The 15,989-nt window shown below is 64.0% G+C and carries 14 protein-coding genes; 2 read left to right on the forward strand and 12 right to left on the reverse strand.

The window, feature by feature from the left end:
- Positions 1 to 171: 171 nt before the first annotated feature.
- Positions 172 to 636, reverse strand: a complete 465-nt coding sequence (locus ACSSU5_RS25990) for an Lrp/AsnC family transcriptional regulator (RefSeq protein ID WP_264312957.1) — start codon at positions 634 to 636, stop codon at positions 172 to 174.
- Between the two features lie 118 nt (positions 637 to 754).
- Between ACSSU5_RS25990 and ACSSU5_RS25995 the strand changes: the two genes are divergently transcribed.
- Complete coding sequence (locus tag ACSSU5_RS25995) at positions 755 to 1,351, forward strand: hypothetical protein (RefSeq protein WP_492560246.1); 597 nt, start codon at positions 755 to 757, stop codon at positions 1,349 to 1,351.
- On the opposite strand, the gene ACSSU5_RS26000 is transcribed toward ACSSU5_RS25995, so the two are convergent.
- From ACSSU5_RS26000 to ACSSU5_RS26030, 7 genes are all read right to left on the reverse strand, one after another.
- Positions 1,337 to 1,879, reverse strand: a complete 543-nt coding sequence (locus ACSSU5_RS26000; protein ID WP_492560247.1) for a P-loop NTPase family protein — start codon at positions 1,877 to 1,879, stop codon at positions 1,337 to 1,339. The genes ACSSU5_RS25995 and ACSSU5_RS26000 overlap by 15 nt on opposite strands.
- A gap of 104 nt (positions 1,880 to 1,983) precedes the next feature.
- Positions 1,984 to 3,630 (reverse strand): fatty acid--CoA ligase, encoded by a 1,647-nt coding sequence (locus ACSSU5_RS26005; RefSeq protein WP_492560248.1) that lies wholly within the window; start codon positions 3,628 to 3,630, stop codon positions 1,984 to 1,986.
- Positions 3,631 to 3,674: 44 nt separating this feature from the next.
- A complete protein-coding gene (locus ACSSU5_RS26010; RefSeq protein WP_264312953.1) occupies positions 3,675 to 6,200 on the reverse strand; it encodes an efflux RND transporter permease subunit in 2,526 nt (841 codons plus the stop codon).
- Positions 6,201 to 6,229: 29 nt separating this feature from the next.
- On the reverse strand, positions 6,230 to 7,309 hold the full coding sequence (locus ACSSU5_RS26015) for a WD40/YVTN/BNR-like repeat-containing protein (RefSeq protein WP_492560249.1): 1,080 nt from the start codon (positions 7,307 to 7,309) through the stop codon (positions 6,230 to 6,232).
- Between the two features lie 65 nt (positions 7,310 to 7,374).
- Positions 7,375 to 8,733 carry a DUF1329 domain-containing protein gene (locus tag ACSSU5_RS26020; protein ID WP_492560250.1) on the reverse strand — a complete coding sequence of 453 codons (1,359 nt, stop codon included), beginning with the start codon at positions 8,731 to 8,733 and terminating at the stop codon, positions 7,375 to 7,377.
- A gap of 32 nt (positions 8,734 to 8,765) precedes the next feature.
- Positions 8,766 to 10,631: a DUF1302 domain-containing protein gene (locus tag ACSSU5_RS26025; protein ID WP_264312950.1), complete on the reverse strand. Its 1,866-nt coding sequence runs from the start codon at positions 10,629 to 10,631 to the stop codon at positions 8,766 to 8,768.
- A 31-nt stretch (positions 10,632 to 10,662) separates the two neighbouring features.
- Complete coding sequence (locus ACSSU5_RS26030; RefSeq protein WP_492560251.1) at positions 10,663 to 11,229, reverse strand: RBBP9/YdeN family alpha/beta hydrolase; 567 nt, start codon at positions 11,227 to 11,229, stop codon at positions 10,663 to 10,665.
- A 258-nt stretch (positions 11,230 to 11,487) separates the two neighbouring features.
- Here ACSSU5_RS26030 and ACSSU5_RS26035 point away from each other — a divergent pair, with 258 nt between their 5' ends.
- Complete coding sequence (locus tag ACSSU5_RS26035; protein WP_264312948.1) at positions 11,488 to 12,543, forward strand: AraC family transcriptional regulator; 1,056 nt, start codon at positions 11,488 to 11,490, stop codon at positions 12,541 to 12,543.
- Positions 12,544 to 12,553: 10 nt separating this feature from the next.
- On the opposite strand, the gene ACSSU5_RS26040 is transcribed toward ACSSU5_RS26035, so the two are convergent.
- Genes ACSSU5_RS26040 through ACSSU5_RS26055 form a run of 4 tightly spaced genes read right to left on the reverse strand, consistent with a single transcriptional unit; the run spans position 12,554 to position 15,877 of the window.
- Complete coding sequence (locus tag ACSSU5_RS26040) at positions 12,554 to 13,564, reverse strand: YeiH family protein (protein ID WP_264312947.1); 1,011 nt, start codon at positions 13,562 to 13,564, stop codon at positions 12,554 to 12,556.
- Positions 13,561 to 13,887, reverse strand: a complete 327-nt coding sequence (locus tag ACSSU5_RS26045; RefSeq protein ID WP_492560252.1) for a Rieske (2Fe-2S) protein — start codon at positions 13,885 to 13,887, stop codon at positions 13,561 to 13,563. Before ACSSU5_RS26045 ends, ACSSU5_RS26040 begins: the two co-directional genes overlap by 4 nt.
- Positions 13,884 to 14,546 carry a DsbA family oxidoreductase gene (locus tag ACSSU5_RS26050; RefSeq protein WP_492560253.1) on the reverse strand — a complete coding sequence of 221 codons (663 nt, stop codon included), beginning with the start codon at positions 14,544 to 14,546 and terminating at the stop codon, positions 13,884 to 13,886. Before ACSSU5_RS26050 ends, ACSSU5_RS26045 begins: the two co-directional genes overlap by 4 nt.
- The gene (locus ACSSU5_RS26055; RefSeq protein ID WP_492560254.1) at positions 14,543 to 15,877 is read right to left on the reverse strand and encodes an MFS transporter; all 1,335 of its coding nucleotides are present in this window, start codon (positions 15,875 to 15,877) and stop codon (positions 14,543 to 14,545) included. Before ACSSU5_RS26055 ends, ACSSU5_RS26050 begins: the two co-directional genes overlap by 4 nt.
- Positions 15,878 to 15,989 lie beyond the last annotated feature (112 nt).

The raw sequence follows: 15,989 nt of genomic DNA on the forward strand, positions 1-15,989 counted from the left end.
CCAATGCCAGGTGGGGATGCACGCTGAAACGGTTTTTCTTTTGCGTCTTACGCCAGCTGAACGAGCAGTAGATTATAGAGCTCAAAACGCAGCGGACAGTTTTTGGACGCAGTAATCCGGTTTATCACCGCTCATTGCCCGAACGCAACGACGAAATCGCACAGGTGCCTTTTACACCGGCAACTCGGTCGTCAGCTTGATCTTTTCCATGGGCACTTCAGTCTTGACGTTCTGCACCACGCTCAGGCTGGTCAAGTGCGCGATCTGGAACCGCCGGTAGGCCTCCAGGTCCGCCGCCACCACCCGCAACAGCAAATCGCAGTCACCCGCCATCACATGGCACTCCACCACTTCGGGCAGCAGGCGCACCGCCTCGACGAATTCATCGGTGGTCTCCTGGTCCTGGCGCTTGAGCCACACCCGCACGAACAGGGTCAGGCCCAGCGCCACCTTGGCCGGGTCCACCAGCGCCACGTAGCGCGCGATCACCCCCGCTTCTTCCAACAGGCGCACCCGCCGCAGGCAAGGCGACGGGGACAACCCCACCTGCTTGGCCAGTTCCTGGTTCTGCAAACGGCCGTCGCGTTGCAGTGCCCGCAAGATACGTCGATCGATGGCGTCGAGCTTGATTGGCATTGATAACCTTAAAATTGAGAAGTACGGCAGTAGATGCCAAATACTCTCCACACTTAGGCAACTACGCAACCCGATTTCAGCGATCCATTGGAATAATTTGCCTCCACTGGAGGTGACCATGAATGCAGATGAATCAGTAATTGAAGAGCCCCCCGCAACGCCTGAATCCGAACACCCCGATGCCTCTGCCGCCGCGAGCGACGCGCCGCCACCGCTTTTGAGCCCGGCCACCTGCGCCACTTCGACGTGGTACCTGTGGGTGACCAGGGCTAGCATCATCATGCTCGGCGCGCTGATCGGGCCGCTGCTGGCTGACCTACACAGCTACAGCTTGGACATGGCAGTTGTCGCTGCCTGCCTGGTGCTGCTCAAGGGCATGTGGAGAGGTGTGCACGCCGCCCTGCCCTGGCTATTCAGCCTGGTCACCGCCGCGCTGTTCTACCTGCTGATTCCCGGCAGCTGGTATGTGCTCGCGGGCACGCTGGCGGGCCTGGTCAGCGCTTACCTGTGGGCCAAGCCATCCACCCAGGTGCTCGACGCCGCCCTTGGCTGCCTGCTGATTGCCGTGATCGCGCCCACCTTGGTTTCTGGCTACCCGGCAGACCTCATCGCCGTGGCACTGACCGTGTATGCCGCTTCACGGTTTTCCATCCTGCCCGTGGTGCTGTTCGCCATCGTCGTGAACGCTGCCTTGCGTGCGTTACTGCCCGCCTGAAGCCAGTACGCCTGCCGCGGGCAAACTGCCCAGAAATGCGCCGATCTGCCGGCTGCCGCGCAAATGCACGACGGGAATCTGCGGCCCAACCGCCTGGCGCTGCGCCTCGATACCTGGGCGATAGCCGCGATCGAAGTTCCACACGAAGTTCAGGAAGGTCAGAAAGGCCCGGTCGAGTTTCTCTGTACACCCAGCCGCAAGGTCTGCACGAGGCCGGTTCATGACGCTGCGTAGAATCACCCGGGTGAAGCAGGTGAGCCGGGGCGTATCGAGCCAGATCACCAGGTCGGCACGGGGCAGGCGCAGGTCGAATGTGCGCCGGGCATAGTTGCCTTCACACACCCAGCTATCCCCTGCAATGGCCTCACCAACCCGTGCGCGGAACTGCTCGGCGTCCGCCTCGACCCAGCCGGGCTCCCAGAACAGGGTATCCAGGTGAACCACCGGCAGGCCAAGGTGCTTGCCCAAGGCACGGGCAAGGGTAGATTTGCCGCTGCCGGCATTCCCCAGAATCACAATCCGTTGCATGGCGGCTTCCTGTCGCGAAAAAAGCCGGCAATTGTGCAGGATCTGCTTGGCCAGTCAAAGACTAAATCGCCGGCACCAAGGCTTCTGACGGGCCATAACGCCCATCAGGCGCCCAGGTGCGTTTCGCGAATCAGCTTCTTGTTGATCTTGCCGATGCTGGTCTTGGGGATGTCGGTGACGAAATGCACCTGCCGTGGGATCGCCCACTTGTTGATCTGGCCCTTGTCGACAAACTGCTTGAGGTGCGCCTCGAGCATTGGCTGGTCAAGGCGGTCACCGGGCGTGCGCACCACCAGTGCAATCGGCCGCTCGCCCCACTGCTCATCGGGGATACCGACCACCGCCACGGCGCTGACCGCCTGATGCTGGCTGATGAGGTTTTCCAGGGTCAACGAGCTGATCCACTCACCCCCGGTCTTGATTACGTCCTTGATCCGGTCCTTGATCTCCAGCACACCGTGGTGGTCGATCGAGCCCATGTCACCGGTGTGCAGCCAGCCGTCCTGCCACAGCTCGGCGCCCTTGTGCGGCTCGTGCAGGTAGCCTTGAGTCAGCCAGGGCGAACGCACCACGATTTCACCCAGCGACGCACCGTCGTGAGGCATGTCGTTACCCTGGGCATCGACAATGCGCAGGTCGACCATCGCTACCGGGGCCCCGGTGCGGATCCGCTGTGCAACCTGCTCGCCCATCGGCAAGGCCCGGTCTTCTTCACGCAAGTGGGTCAGGGTCAGCAGCGGGCAGGTCTCCGACATCCCGTAGCCACTGTAGATCAGCATGCCACGCTCACTGGCCTGGCGGGCCAGGCCGTGGGTCAGCGCGCTGCCACCGAGCAGGATCTTCCAGCGGCTGAAATCGGTGTGCCGGCCTTGTTCGCTGTCCAGCATCATCTGCAGCAAGGTCGGCACGCAGTGGGAGAACGTCACCCCCTCGTCGCGGTACAGCCTTACCAGCGTGTTCGGCTCGTAGCGCCCCGGGTACACCTGCTTGACCCCCAGCACCGTGGCCACGTACGGCACGCCCCACGCATGCACATGGAACATCGGCGTAATGGGCATGTACACGTCGCTCGAACGCAGCAGCGGCTGGCCGTCGTAAGCGGCAAACGTACCCAGCTCGTTGAGGGTGTGCAGCACCAACTGGCGGTGGCTGAAGTACACCCCTTTGGGGTTGCCCGTGGTGCCGGTGGTGTAGAACAGCGTGGCCACCGAGTTTTCGTCGAAGTCGTCGAACTCGGCCTGGCAACTGGCGCTGGCCAGAAGCGCTTCGTACTCGCCCAGCACCGGCAGCGTGGTGGCCGTGGCCTGTTCGTCGGTGAGCTGCAGGTAACCGCGCACCGTGCCCAACTGGCCCTGAAGCTGTTCCAGCAGCGGCACGAAATCGTCGTGCACCAGCACCAGGTCGTCTTGCGCGTGGTTCATGGTGTACGCCACCTGCTCCGGCGATAACCGCACGTTCACCGTGTGCAGCACCGCACCCAGCATCGGCACGGCAAAAAAGCACTCCAGCGAGCGGTGGCTGTCCCAGTCCAGCAGCGCCACAGTGTCACCGGCCTGCACCCCGGCGGCACGCAGCACATTGGCCAGGCGCCGGACCCGCTGGTCCAGGCCGCGGTAGGTGTAGCGCAGCTTGTCGGCGTAGACGATCTCCTGCTCGGGCTGGTGCCGTACACCTGACATCAGCAGGCGTTTGATCAGCAGTGGGTAGGCATAGGCACCAGCTGCCGGCGGCATTATTTTTGTCTTGGCCATGAGGGTAGATTCCAGTTTCGGTATTCGATTCGATTAGGGCGCGCTCATGCGCTCATCCGTGTTTGCGCCTGGGGTTCGCAAGCGTGCTCGCCAGGCGGCGCGGCGGGCGCGCATGGCTGGGGCACAGCCTTGACAAAGCGCTTGTCCGGCAGCAGGAAGTACGACAGCGCCGGGATCAGCACCAGCGCGCCGAGCATGTTCCACAGGAACATGAAGGTCAGCAGGATGCCCATGTCGGCCTGGAACTTGATCGGCGACCACGCCCAGCCGACCACGCCCGCCGCAAGGGTAATGCCCACCAGCCCCACCACCCGGCCAGTGAAGGCCACGGCGTTCTGGTAGGCCTCGCCCAGCGAGCGGCCCTGGCGCTGGTAGTGCAGCTGCACGCTGAGCAGGTACAAGGCGTAGTCCACGCCAATCCCTACGCCCAGGGCGATGACCGGCAACGTGGCCACTTTCACGCCGATGCCCATCACCACCATCAAGGCCTCGCACAGCACCGAGGTCAGCACCAGCGGCAACAGCGCCACCAGGGTCGCGCGCCAGCTGCGGAAGGTGATCAGGCAGAACAGCGTCACCGCCAGGTAGACGAACAGCAGCATGGTGCGGTTGGCTTCACGGACCACGATATTGGTTGCCGCTTCGATGCCGGCGCTGCCGGCCGCGAGCATGAACTGGCGGTCGGGGCTGCTGTTGTCGCGGGCAAAGCGGTCGGCGATGGCCACCACATCGTCCAGGGTCTGGGCCTTGTGGTCCTTGAGGTAGGCGATCACCGGCATCAGCGAGCAGTCGGTGTTGAACAGCTCCGGGGCGTTGACCGACGCTTGCTGGGCGGCATAGTTGAGCATGTCCTGGTTGCGTTGCAGGCTGCTCATCTTCGGGTTCCCCTCAAACGAGCCTGCGGTGATCTGGCGCACGGCGTTTGCCAACGAGACGGTGGTCTGTACGCCCGGGTACTGCTGCAGCTCCCAGGCCAGGCGGTCGGCAAGCATCAGCGTCCGGTAGCTCAGGCAGCCTTCCGGCGGGGTCTTGATCATCACCGCGAACAGGTCGCTGGACAGTGCGTAATGGCGGGTGATGTAGGCATTGTCGCGGTTGTAGCGTGAGTCCGCGCGCAACTCCGGCGCGCCACTGTCGAGGTCGCCGATCTTCAGCTGCAGGCTTACCCAAAAGCCGCCCATGCCCATCAGCGTGGCCACCAGCACGGCGCCCGTTGCCCACTTGCGCGTGGTGAAGCGGTCAAGCATGTCCCACAGCTTGCCGAAGCCGCGGTGCTCGGCGGCTCGCTGGTCGATGCGCAAGGCGCGCGCGGCGGCCTTGCGACCCACACCGACGTACGACAGCGCCACCGGTATCAACAGCAACGAGGTGAAGATCAACACCGCAACACCGATGCTTGCGGTGATCGCCAGGTCCTTGATCACCGGGATGTCGATCAGCATCAGCACGGCAAAGCCCACGGCGTCGGCCAGCAACGCCGTGACGCCGGCCACGAACAGGCGGCGGAAGGTGTAACGCGCGGCGACCTGCCTGTGTGTACCGCGGCCAATGTCCTGCATGATGCCGTTCATCTTCTGCGCGGCATGCGAGACACCGATGGCGAAGATCAGAAACGGTACCAGGATCGAGTAAGGGTCGATGGCATAGCCCAGCCAACCGACGATACCCAGTTGCCACACCACTGCCGCCAGCGAACAGAGCACCACCAGCAAGGTGCTGCGCACACAACGCGTATAAAGGAAGATGATCATCAGCGAGGTGCCCACCGCCAGGGCGAAGAACATCATCACCTGGACCAGCCCATCGCTCAGGTCGCCCATCAGCTTGGCAAAACCGATGACCCGCACCTTGTACTTACCGTGGCCTTCCTCGCCGGCCTTGCGCGCATTGCTGTCCCCGGCGTACTCGTACTTGTCGCGCAACTGCTGTTCGAGCATCTGCGAGAACTGCCGGTAATCGATGCCGCGACCGGTGGCCAGGTCGTGATCAAGCAGCGGTACCACCAGCATGCTTGACTTGAAATCAGTCGCCACCAGGCTGCCGACGATACCGGCACGGTTGATGTTTTGCCGCAGCTGTTCAATGTCGGCCGGTTTGCCCTGGTAATCGTCGGGCATCACTGTGCCCCCCTGAAAACCCTCTTCGGTGACTTCGGTCCAGCGCACACCGGGGCTCCACAACGACTTCATCCAGGCGCGGTCCACGCCTTGGGCAAGAAACAGCTCGTCGTTGATCTGCTTGAGCACGTTCAGGTACTCGGGGTCGAAGATATCGCCCTGGGTGTTCTCCACCACCACCCGCACCGAGTTGCCCAGGCCACGCAGCGACTTGCGGTTGTCCAGGTAGTTCTGGATGTAAGGTTGGCTCTGCGGGATCATTTTCTCGAAGCTGGGCCGCAACTCCAGGCGGGTCAGCGCCAGGTAACCCAGAACCCCCGTGACCAGCACCATGAACAGCATGAACAGTGGGCGGTAGTTGAAGACCATGCGCTCCAGCAGGTTGCCGGAACGTGGATCGAAATCCTTCAGGTCGCGGATCACCGGCAGGGTGTCTTGCTTGATGTTGGCCATCACGAGTTCTCTTTGGATGCTTAGGGTTGTTATCGATCCGGCAGCACGCGTAGACCGCGATCACCCACCAGTACGGTGCCGTTGCTTCGGGTCTGCAGCGCGGCAGTCACCGGCGCAGGCGGCACATGCGGCTGCAAGGCGAAACTCAGGCCGCCATCGCGGCTGTGCAGCACCTGGCCCGCCTGGCTGAACAACCAGTAGTCCCCATTGCTGTCGAGGCTGGCAGCCGTGATGCTTTGCGTCACACCCGTGCTCACCCGGGTCCAGCTCTGCCCGCCGTCACTGCTGCGCGCCACATGGCCACGCAGGCCATACGCAAGCACTTCGCCGGGTTTGCCGAGCACCCCGAACCAGGTGCCCTGGTAGGGGCTGGGCAGGCTGACAAATCGTTGTTGCCCGGTATGCCACTTGAGCAGCAAGCCCTGCTCACCGGCCACGTACAGCTCATCGCCGATCGCGCGGATGGCATTGAGGTGCAAGCCTTGTGGATTGTCGGTGCGGTCCTGCATCGGTACCCAGCTGTTGCCGCCGTCGTCGGTGCGCAGGATCAAATTGAACACGCCGACTGCGTACCCGCGTTTTGCGTCGCTGAACCACACGCCAAGCAACGGTTTGTCGGCGCCCTCCTGCACCAGCCGCCGGCCTTCGTCGGCAAACGCCTGCCACTGCGCCTCATCCGGGTGAGCCTTGGCCAAGGCCTGGTAATGGGTTTCTACCAGCGCGCCGATCTGCCGGCCATCAAGCTGCCTGGCCCAGCTCGTACCACCGTCGCGGCTGTGCAGGACCACGCCATCGTTGCCCACCGCCCAGCCTTCGAGTGCGTTCGGGAAGACCAGCGCATTGAGGTCGGCACTGACCGGTACACTGGCTTGGCGCCAGTCCTGGCCCTGGTTGTCGGAATACACGATGTGCCCGCGCGGCCCAACCGCCACCAGCCGATCCCCTGCCTGCGTCACATCGCGCAACGGGCTGTGCACCGCCAGCGCGCTCGGCCTGGCCGGCAAGTCCAGCACATCGACATACGTAGCTGCCCATGCCGGGCCTTGAGCGCCGGCCACGACCAGGGCCAATGCCAGCGCCCACGGCGCCGATTTTCTTGAAAGAGCCATGCCACATCCTCTGCAGACTCCACCGGCTGCCCCGTCTGACGCAGCCGGCAGGTTGATCGTCGGGGTCAGCGAATACCGGCACCCGCCAGGGCTTCGGGCGACCACTGCGCCTTGGACAGAGGGGTGATGTACTCGATACCACCGTGCGGGCCGATCAGGCCGTTGATGTTGTAGCTGCCACCGACCAGGTCGTAGACCACATGCGGGTTGTTGTTGGGGATCTGCACGTCGTAGCTCTGCGTGAAGAAGCTGTAGGAGCCGCGATACAGTTGGCCGCGAGCGTCGTACTGGTCGGATGCGAGGGCGAACCAGCTGTCCTCGTCCAGGTAGAAGCGGCGTTTGGCGTAGATGTGCCGAGCATTGCCCTTGAGGGTGCCCTCGACCACCCACACGCGGTGCTTCTCCCAGCGCACCTGGTCCGGTGCCAGGTGATTGGGCGTGGTCAGGCTTTTCGGGTCGTGAATGTAGGTCAACCGGTAGGTGTTGTACGGGACGTACATTTCGCGCTTGCCCACCAGGTGCCAGTCATAGCGGTCCAGCGCACCGTTGAACACATAGACATCATCAAAGGTGCCAGAGCCGGCCGTACCCGGGTTTGGCGTGTCGTACGCCAGGTTCGGCGCCAGCTTCACCCGGCGCTGCCCCGGCAGGTACTGCCAGGCGCGACGCTCCTGCACCAACGGGTTGGCGGCATCCTTGAGCATCATCGACTCGCCAGCCCTGCGCGCCGGGCCTTCGAAGTACAGCTTGGTCTGGAAATAGATGTCCTTGGCTTCGATGACCTTGTTCAGGTCCTCGTAGATCGGGTACGCGTTATAGGCCAGGCCCGTGGTGGCCAGGGCTGCCACGCCCGCCGCGTCGACGTTCCACGAATCGTACTTGGCCTTCTGCGCCACGCCCTGGTAGCGCAGCAAGTGGTTCCACATGGCCTCAGCACCCGATTGCGGGATAGGGAACGGCACCCCGGGCAACACATTCTCGATGGCCAGGCCATCCTGCAGGGACTTGGCGTTGGCAGCGTTCTTCAGGGTGTTGTCCAGCAGCGCCTTGGGCAATGCCGCAGTCCGGTGGCTCGGGTAAACCTCAATGCGAAACGTAGGGAAGCGCTTGGCCAGCTCTACCGTGGTGGCGGTCAGCGCGCCCTTGTACTGCTCGACGTTCTTGCCATCGATCACCAGCAGTGGCTTTTCTGCCGTGTAGGGGTCAGGCCGCAGGGTATCGCCTTGTTTGAAACCGGCAGGCGGGGTGTTAAGGCCGCCTTCGTAGGCCGGGATGGAGCCGTCGGCGTTGGCCGCCTTGTCGGCGCCCACCAGGGTCAGGTCCTTGCCCAGCCGGGCAACGTCCTGGGCCGGCGCCCCTGCATGGGCATGCCCGGCGAAGACGACCGCCAGCGAGGCGCACAGCAGGCTGTTGAGATGCTTCATCGCGTTTCTCCGCTTGTTGTTGTAGTGGCGTTTCAGAAGGTGGTCTTGAACGATGCGGTGACCATGCCGCGGTCCTTCAACAACGGCGCCAGGCCGGCCTGCGAGGTGATCTGGCCAGGGATGCACTGGTAGCGCCCGTTGGTACCGGGGGTGTTGTTGTCGGTGCCGGTTTCGCAGGTGTCAAACTTGCCGAAGGAGTCGACATACTTCAGGTCGAACTTGTACTTCTGGTAGACATCGGCGGCGATGCCCACCGAATAGCTGCCCGAATCCTCGTTGCCGCCGAGCTGCACCGCAGAGTTACCCTTCAGGCCGACGTTGTAGGACAGCGGCATGGAGATATCGACCCCCGGCAGCGCCTGGAACCAGGTGGGCGTGAAGTTGACCGCCAGGGTGTAGGCATTGGTCGTGACCTTGTCGACACCCTGGTAGCTGGCATCGCCCTTGAAGGTCTGCTCACCCTTGTCGACACTGACCAGGTGGGTCATGGCGCCTTCCACGGCCAGCGACGAGGCATTCCACAGCGGCGTCGCACCGAAGGTGACCAGGCCGTTGAGCACCACATGCAAGGTCTTGCCCCGGGCCAGGCCGGTTTCACCGTTGCCCGGCACCTCGCCGATCAGGTTGGTGCCGCCCGCCGTGCCCGCCAGGGCCTGGTACAGCGGCCCGTTGATGGTGGTGAAGTTGCTGATCAGCGGCATGTTCTCGCGGTAGTTGACGTCCAGCCCGACGCTCACCGGCCCGACGCTCTTCGCCAGGCTGATGCCGTAAATATCGATGTCGTCGGCGTAGGCGGCCATGTAGCTGGTACCGGCCAGGCTGCCGTTGTGCAGGTTGGGCGCGTTGATCAGCACTGCCGGGGTTGGGTCGGACGTGTTGCGGTAGTAGAAGCCCAGGGTGCCGTCGAGCCATTCCGGGCTCCACTTGGCCATCAGGCCGAAGTCACCCGAGTTGCGTGGCCGGATGTCATGCCCACGGGGTGCGCCGTAGAAAGCGCCGGCGCCGCCGACGGCATTGGGCACCGGCAGCCAGAAGATATCGCCGCCGTCGCCCAGCATGTCATAGGCGCCCATGTAGGTACCGCCTTCGGGCAGGCGCGAGTTGTCGAATTCGAGGAAGTATTGCGCGGCCAGGGTCAGTTCAGGGTTGACCGTGTAACTCAGCGACAACTGCTTGCGCGGCAGGAACAGCTCCTTGGTTTCGGTTCCCGGCACGTTGTACAGCTTGGCCAGGTCCAGTGCCGACTGGCCATAGTTGATGCCGTTGGCGGCGTTGAACAGGGTCTCGCCCCAGTACACCGAGTGCCAGCCAAGCTTGCCGCTCAGCATCGACTCGTCGCCGATCTCGGTGTTGTAGAACACGAAGGCGTCGAGAAACTCGCCAGACGGCCCATTGTAGTAACGGTCGCTGTAACGGCTCAGGCCATGGTGGTGGGCCGGGCCACCGGCCAGCACGGTACCTGCGGGCAAGCCACCGGCCGGGCGCGCCAGCACCAGGTTGCCGGCATTGCCCTGCTGGCCGGGAAACGGGTTGGCATTCGACCCCACGTCGTCATAGGCATGGTCGTACCAGCTGGCGGCGCTGACCCGCATGCCCATGCTGCCCTGGTAAACGATATCCAGTTCGGTGAGCAGGTCCAGACGCTGCGTGACCGCGCTGCCGACGCTGAAGTTCTTGTCGCCGTCGTTGAGGTTGGAGGTGCGGGCAATCTTGGCGTTTTCGCCTTCGACCCGCTGGCCGTAGCTCAGCTTGGCGGTGTTGTCGAAGCGCACGTTCCAGTCGGGGTCGGCGAGGTCCAGCTGGAATGCCTGGGCAGCCGGCGCACCGGCGACCAGCAACAGCGTTGCCAGCAGGTTACGGCGGGGAAGGCAGAAGAGAACGTTTTTATTGTTGTTCATGCGATGTCTCTGCTTGGGTGATAGTCGCGGCTCAGCGATCGAGTTGCTGTATCAGGGCCTCGGCGTGGGGCCATGGGCCGTAGCCCGAGGCAGGGTTGAGGTGGCCGACGGCGCCGAGCTCGACCAGCTCGCTGCCCCACTGCGCGGCCAGGCCGGCTACCGCGCTCAGGCTGGCCAGGTGATCGTTGCTGCTGGCCGCCACCAGGCTGGGGAATGGCAGCGGGCCGCCCGGCAGCGGCGCCCAGCCGTTGGCGCGCAGCGTGTCCGCAGTGGGGTAGCCTTGCGGCCACTCGCTTTGCAGGTCTGGGGGGGCGGCCAGCAAGGCGCCTTTGATCGGCCGCTGATAGCGCGCAGCCCAGTGCGCCACCATCAGCACCCCGGCGCTGTGCGCGACCAGGATCACCGCGCCCTCGATCTGCGCCAGCTCACGCTCGATCGCCTCGACCCGCGCCGTGCAACTGAGCGTGTCGGTTGTCAGTGGCGGCACCGCACGCACCTTGGCCAGGCGCGCCTGCAACAGGGTCTGCCAATGCTCAGGTACATGGTCGCGCAGACCCGGAACAATCAGCACGGTGGCGGCGGTTTGCAGTTTTTCCATGTCAGGGCCCTTGCTCTGTTCACTCGGTCGATTGCCGACTGCTTGAGGGCCAGAGTAAAGAGTCGGTCCGGTACACGCTTTACATTGCGCGTCATAGATTTTTCAGTTGATGACATGGCTGACGCGGCGACCAGCAGGCCCCTGTTCAGGGGCGACCAACGGCAGGAAAATGGCTTTTCATCTGATGACACAGGCGCTATAAGTGACTACCCGCCAGCGCAGCGGGACGCCCATCAAGAACACGTGGAAAACAACAATATGACCGTGCTCGCCCGTGCAGCCTCGCTTACCAATTATCTTGAAGTCTCGCGTCATCTGGGCCTGAACGGCCATGGCCTGCTGGCCCAGGCGGGCCTCAGTGCGTCCTTGCTCGAAGCGCCCGATCAGCGCATCCCGGTGGCTGCCGCCATCAACGTGCTCGAAGAATCGGCACGCCTGAGCGGCTGCGAAGCCTTTGGCCTGCGCATGGCCGAACTGCGCCAGTTGTCGGATTTTGGTGAGGTCAGCCTGCTGATCAGCCACCAGCATTCGCTGCGCGATGCGCTGCAGGTGATCGTGCAGTATCGCCATGTACTGAACAACGCCCTGGCGATTCACATCGAAGAAACCGGCAAGACGGTGATCATCCGCCAGGAGGTCATCACCGAGCAGCCCATGCACAGCCGCCAGGCCATCGAGCTGGCCATCGGTGTGATGCACCGCTTCTGTTCGGCGCTGCTGGGCGCGCATTGGCACCCGATCAGCGCCAATTTCACCCACGCTGCCCCCACCGACCTGGCCATCCACCGGCGCATCTTCGGCTGCAAGCTGGAGTTCAACAGCGACTTCAACGGCATCGTCTGTTCGGCGGCCGACCTGGACACAGCCAACCCGCAGGCCAACGAGGCCATGGCGCGGCTCGCCCAGCGTTACGTGTGTGCCCTGCAGGATGATGGCGCCCCTTCGCTGGTGCACGAGGTGCGCAAGTCGATCTTTCTGCTCATGCCCATGGGCCGTGCCACCATCGAACACATCGCCCAGACCCAGGGCATGAACGTGCGCACTTTGCAGCGCCGCCTGGAAGAAGAAGGCGCCACCTTCAGCGAGCTGGTCAACGGCGTGCGCCGCGACCTGGTGCTGCGCTACCTGGAAAGCCCCGGTTATTCGCTGGGGCGTATCGCCGACATGCTCGGCTATTCCATGCACAGTTCGTTCACCCGCTGGTTCATCAGCCAGTTCGGCCAGCCACCGGCCACCTGGCGTGCGCAGCACGACCTGCCCACGCCGCTCAAACGGGCCCGTAGCGCAGCCCAGGGGCCAGTCACCACGCGCTGAGCGCGCGGTGTTACAACCCTACGCGCAACAGCACCAACACCAGCGCCACCAGGAATACCGTCTCGCCAACCATCAGCAAGATCGGCTTGATGCCCACGGCGGCCAGTTCCTTGAGCTGGGTCTTCATGCCCAGGGCACTGATCGACACCACCAGGCACCCGCGCGACAGCTCGTTGACCCCACCTTGCACGGCCAGTGGCACCCAGCCGGTGCTGTTGATGCAGGCCAGCGCCAGGAAACCCACCGCAAACCAAGGCAGCAATGGCGGGCGCTTACCCGCGGTGTCGGTGCCCTGGCGGCGCGCGATCATGGCCGCGACGACGATCACCGGCACCAGCATGGCGACGCGCATCAACTTGACCACCGTAGCGGTATCGCCGGTTTCGGGCGACATGCTGTAGCCCGCCCCCACCACCTGGGCGACATCGTGGATCGTCGCACCCAGAAAAACCCCGGCGGCTTGCGGCGACAGGCCGAGTGCGTTGGCAATCATCGGGTAGAGGATCATCGCCAAGGTCGACAATGCCGACACACCGATCACGGTAAACAGCGTCGCCCGCTCTTTCTGCGGATGGCTGGGCAGCGCAGCAGCCAGCGCCAGCGCCGCCGAGGCGCCGCAGATCGCCGTGGCGCCACCGGTGAGCATGCCGAACAGGCGCTGGAAGCCAAGGGCCTTGGCCGCCACCATCGACACCCCGATGGTGACCACCACCAGGATCACCACCAGCGCGACCGCCTTCCAGCCCAGGCCCGCCATCTGCTCCAGGGTGATGCGCATGCCCAGCAGTGCCACGCCCAGGCGCAGTACCGTGCGCGCGGTAAACTCGATGCCGGCTTTGCACTTGCCGTCGCTGGCCAGAAAATTCAGCGCCAGGCCCAGCAGCAGGGCAAACAGCATGACCGGCGCGCCATAGTGTTCGGCCAGAAAACTCGCTGCACCTGCGGCAATCAGGCTGACGATGAGCCCTGGCGCTAACTCGCGCGCACGGTGGTTGACCTGGGCCAGCGCAAGGGTGCTCATGACACGACCTCCTGGCTGGCGATGACGATAAATACCCGTTCGCCCTCCACCTCTACAGGGTAGCTGGCCACCTTGAGTGCCTTGGAATTGAGCAGGTAGCCGCTGGCAAGATCAAAGCGCAGGCCATGGGCGCGGCACTGGATCACGCCACCGTCCAGTTGCCCGGCGCACAACGACGACCCCTGGTGCGGGCAGCTGTCGTCGATGGCCAGCAAACGCCCGTCGATATTGAACAACGCCAGGCTTTTGCCCTCATGTTCGAACAGCGCGCGTTCACCGACGCCAGGCACGCGCGGGGCCGGCACGTCAATACGCCGGCTCATGAGCCGGCCCCCGCCGCTGCCGACAGCGCCCGTTGCATGGCCTCGAACAGTTGCTCTGCCGGCTGGGCACCGAACACGCGCACGTGGTCGTCGAAGATGAAACACGGCACGCCGCGGCTGGCGATGTCCCTATTCGCACTGATGAACGGCCGGCCATCACCGCTCAGGCTCCCGGCCAGCGCGGCAGGCGCAAAGCCGCACTGTTCGGCGATACGCAACAGGGTGTCGCGATCGCCCAGGTCTTCGCCCTGATGGTAGTACGCCGCAAACAGCCGCTCCAGCAACGCTTCGACCTGTTGTTCGCTGCCCAGCTCCACGGCATGCAGCAGCAGGCGATGGGCGTCTGCGGTGTTGGGCATGCGCGCGATCCGGCTGAAATCGAGGTGCTCACCTACCGCACTGGCGGCTTCACGCACCTGCCCCTGGCGTTGTTGCACAGCCTCCTCGCTGCCCAGGCGACGCCGGTAGAACGCGGCGAAAGGCTGGCCGGCCACCGGCATGTCAGGTAACAGCTGCACGCCCTGCCAGGCCAGGTTGATCACCACCCCAGGCCGCGCCTCGCGCAATTGCGCCAACGCCCGCTGCAATTGCCGCTTGCCGATCAGGCACCACGGGCAGATGAAATCGAAGTACACATCAATCGACAACGAAGGGTTCACGTTCGGGGCTCCAGTACAGGCTCGACAGGCGCTTGCGCGCTATTGCCGTGCATCAGGCGCGCCATGTCATGGTGGTAGTGGCGCTTGGCGTAGAAGAACACCGCAGCAGCGGCGATGCTGATCAACGGCACCAGTTCAAAAGCGGCCTGCAAGCCGATAAGGTCGGACACCTTGCCGGTGATCAACGGCCCCGTGGCCAGGCCGAGCAAGTTGTTGCTCAAGGTCAGTGTGGCGAACGCGGTGCCATGCACCGTGTAGTGGGTCAGGTTGGCGACCATGGCGCTGGACGGGCCATTGGTGCCGGCGGCGATCATCATGCCCAGGCAGATCAGCACCAGCTGCGGCATGCCCGCCGGCATGGCGAATGCCACCGACAGCAGCACACAACTGCCCAGGCAATAGGCGATGGCCAGGCTGATCTTGCGATCGGGGCGACTACGCCCCATGCGGTCGCAGAGCATGCCGCACAGCACGATGCCTACACCGCTGCACAGCACGATGATTGCCGCCACGGCGCCCGCCTGGTCAGTGCCCATGGCGTAGTAGCGGTTCAGGTAACTGGGGATCCACACGATCACCGTGCCCCCAACGAACAGTTGCAAGCCGCTGCCGATGTAGGCACTGATCACCGAGCGGCTGGAATACAGCGTGCGCAACGGGCGCAGGGCCTTCAGCGCAGCCTTGTCGGTGGCGTCGGCCAGGCCTTTCGGGGCAATGCGTGCCTCGCGCACGATCAAGGGGTAGAGCACCGCCAGGGCCAGGCCAAAGAACGCCATGCCAGCGAACGCCCAGCGCCAGCCCAGGTGCTGGGCCATCACGCCGCCCAACGCCATGCCCAGCACCGAGCCGAACATGCCGCCGGCCATGAACGAGCCGGCCAGGGTGGCGCGCATCTCCCGCGGGAACACCGCCACCACCACGGCGATGCCGACGCTGCCGTAGGCGGCCTCGCCAACCCCGACCAGAAAGCGCGCAATGAACATCTGCTGGTAGTTTTCGGCGACGGCGCAGCCCAGCGTGGCCAGGCTCCACATCACTGCCATGAAGGTCAGGCTCTTGACCCGGCCGAAGCGGTCGGCGAGCAATGACAGCGGAAAGGTCAGCAGGCCGACCATCAAGGCGACGATGCCACTGAGCAGGCCGAGCTGGCTGTCGCTGAGCTGCCATTCCTGCTTCAACAGTGGGAACACGGCATTGAGTACCTGCCGTGACATGTAGTCAGAGATCAACAGGCCGAAGGTCAGGGCAAAGACGATCCAGGCATAGCGCCGGGGGATGCCCAGTGATGTATCCGTGCCGGGGTCTGACGCACCGGTGTGGTAGGTGGCCATGTTGCCTCCTTGGGTATCTGGCTTGGATTCTTTTTGTTGTTATGAGTAACAGCCAATCGTGGCGCTGATCACACGCCTGATGTGGGAGCGGCCCTTGCGCGACACAAGGCCG

Source organism: Pseudomonas sp. E1MeOHC2, assembly GCF_058745025.1.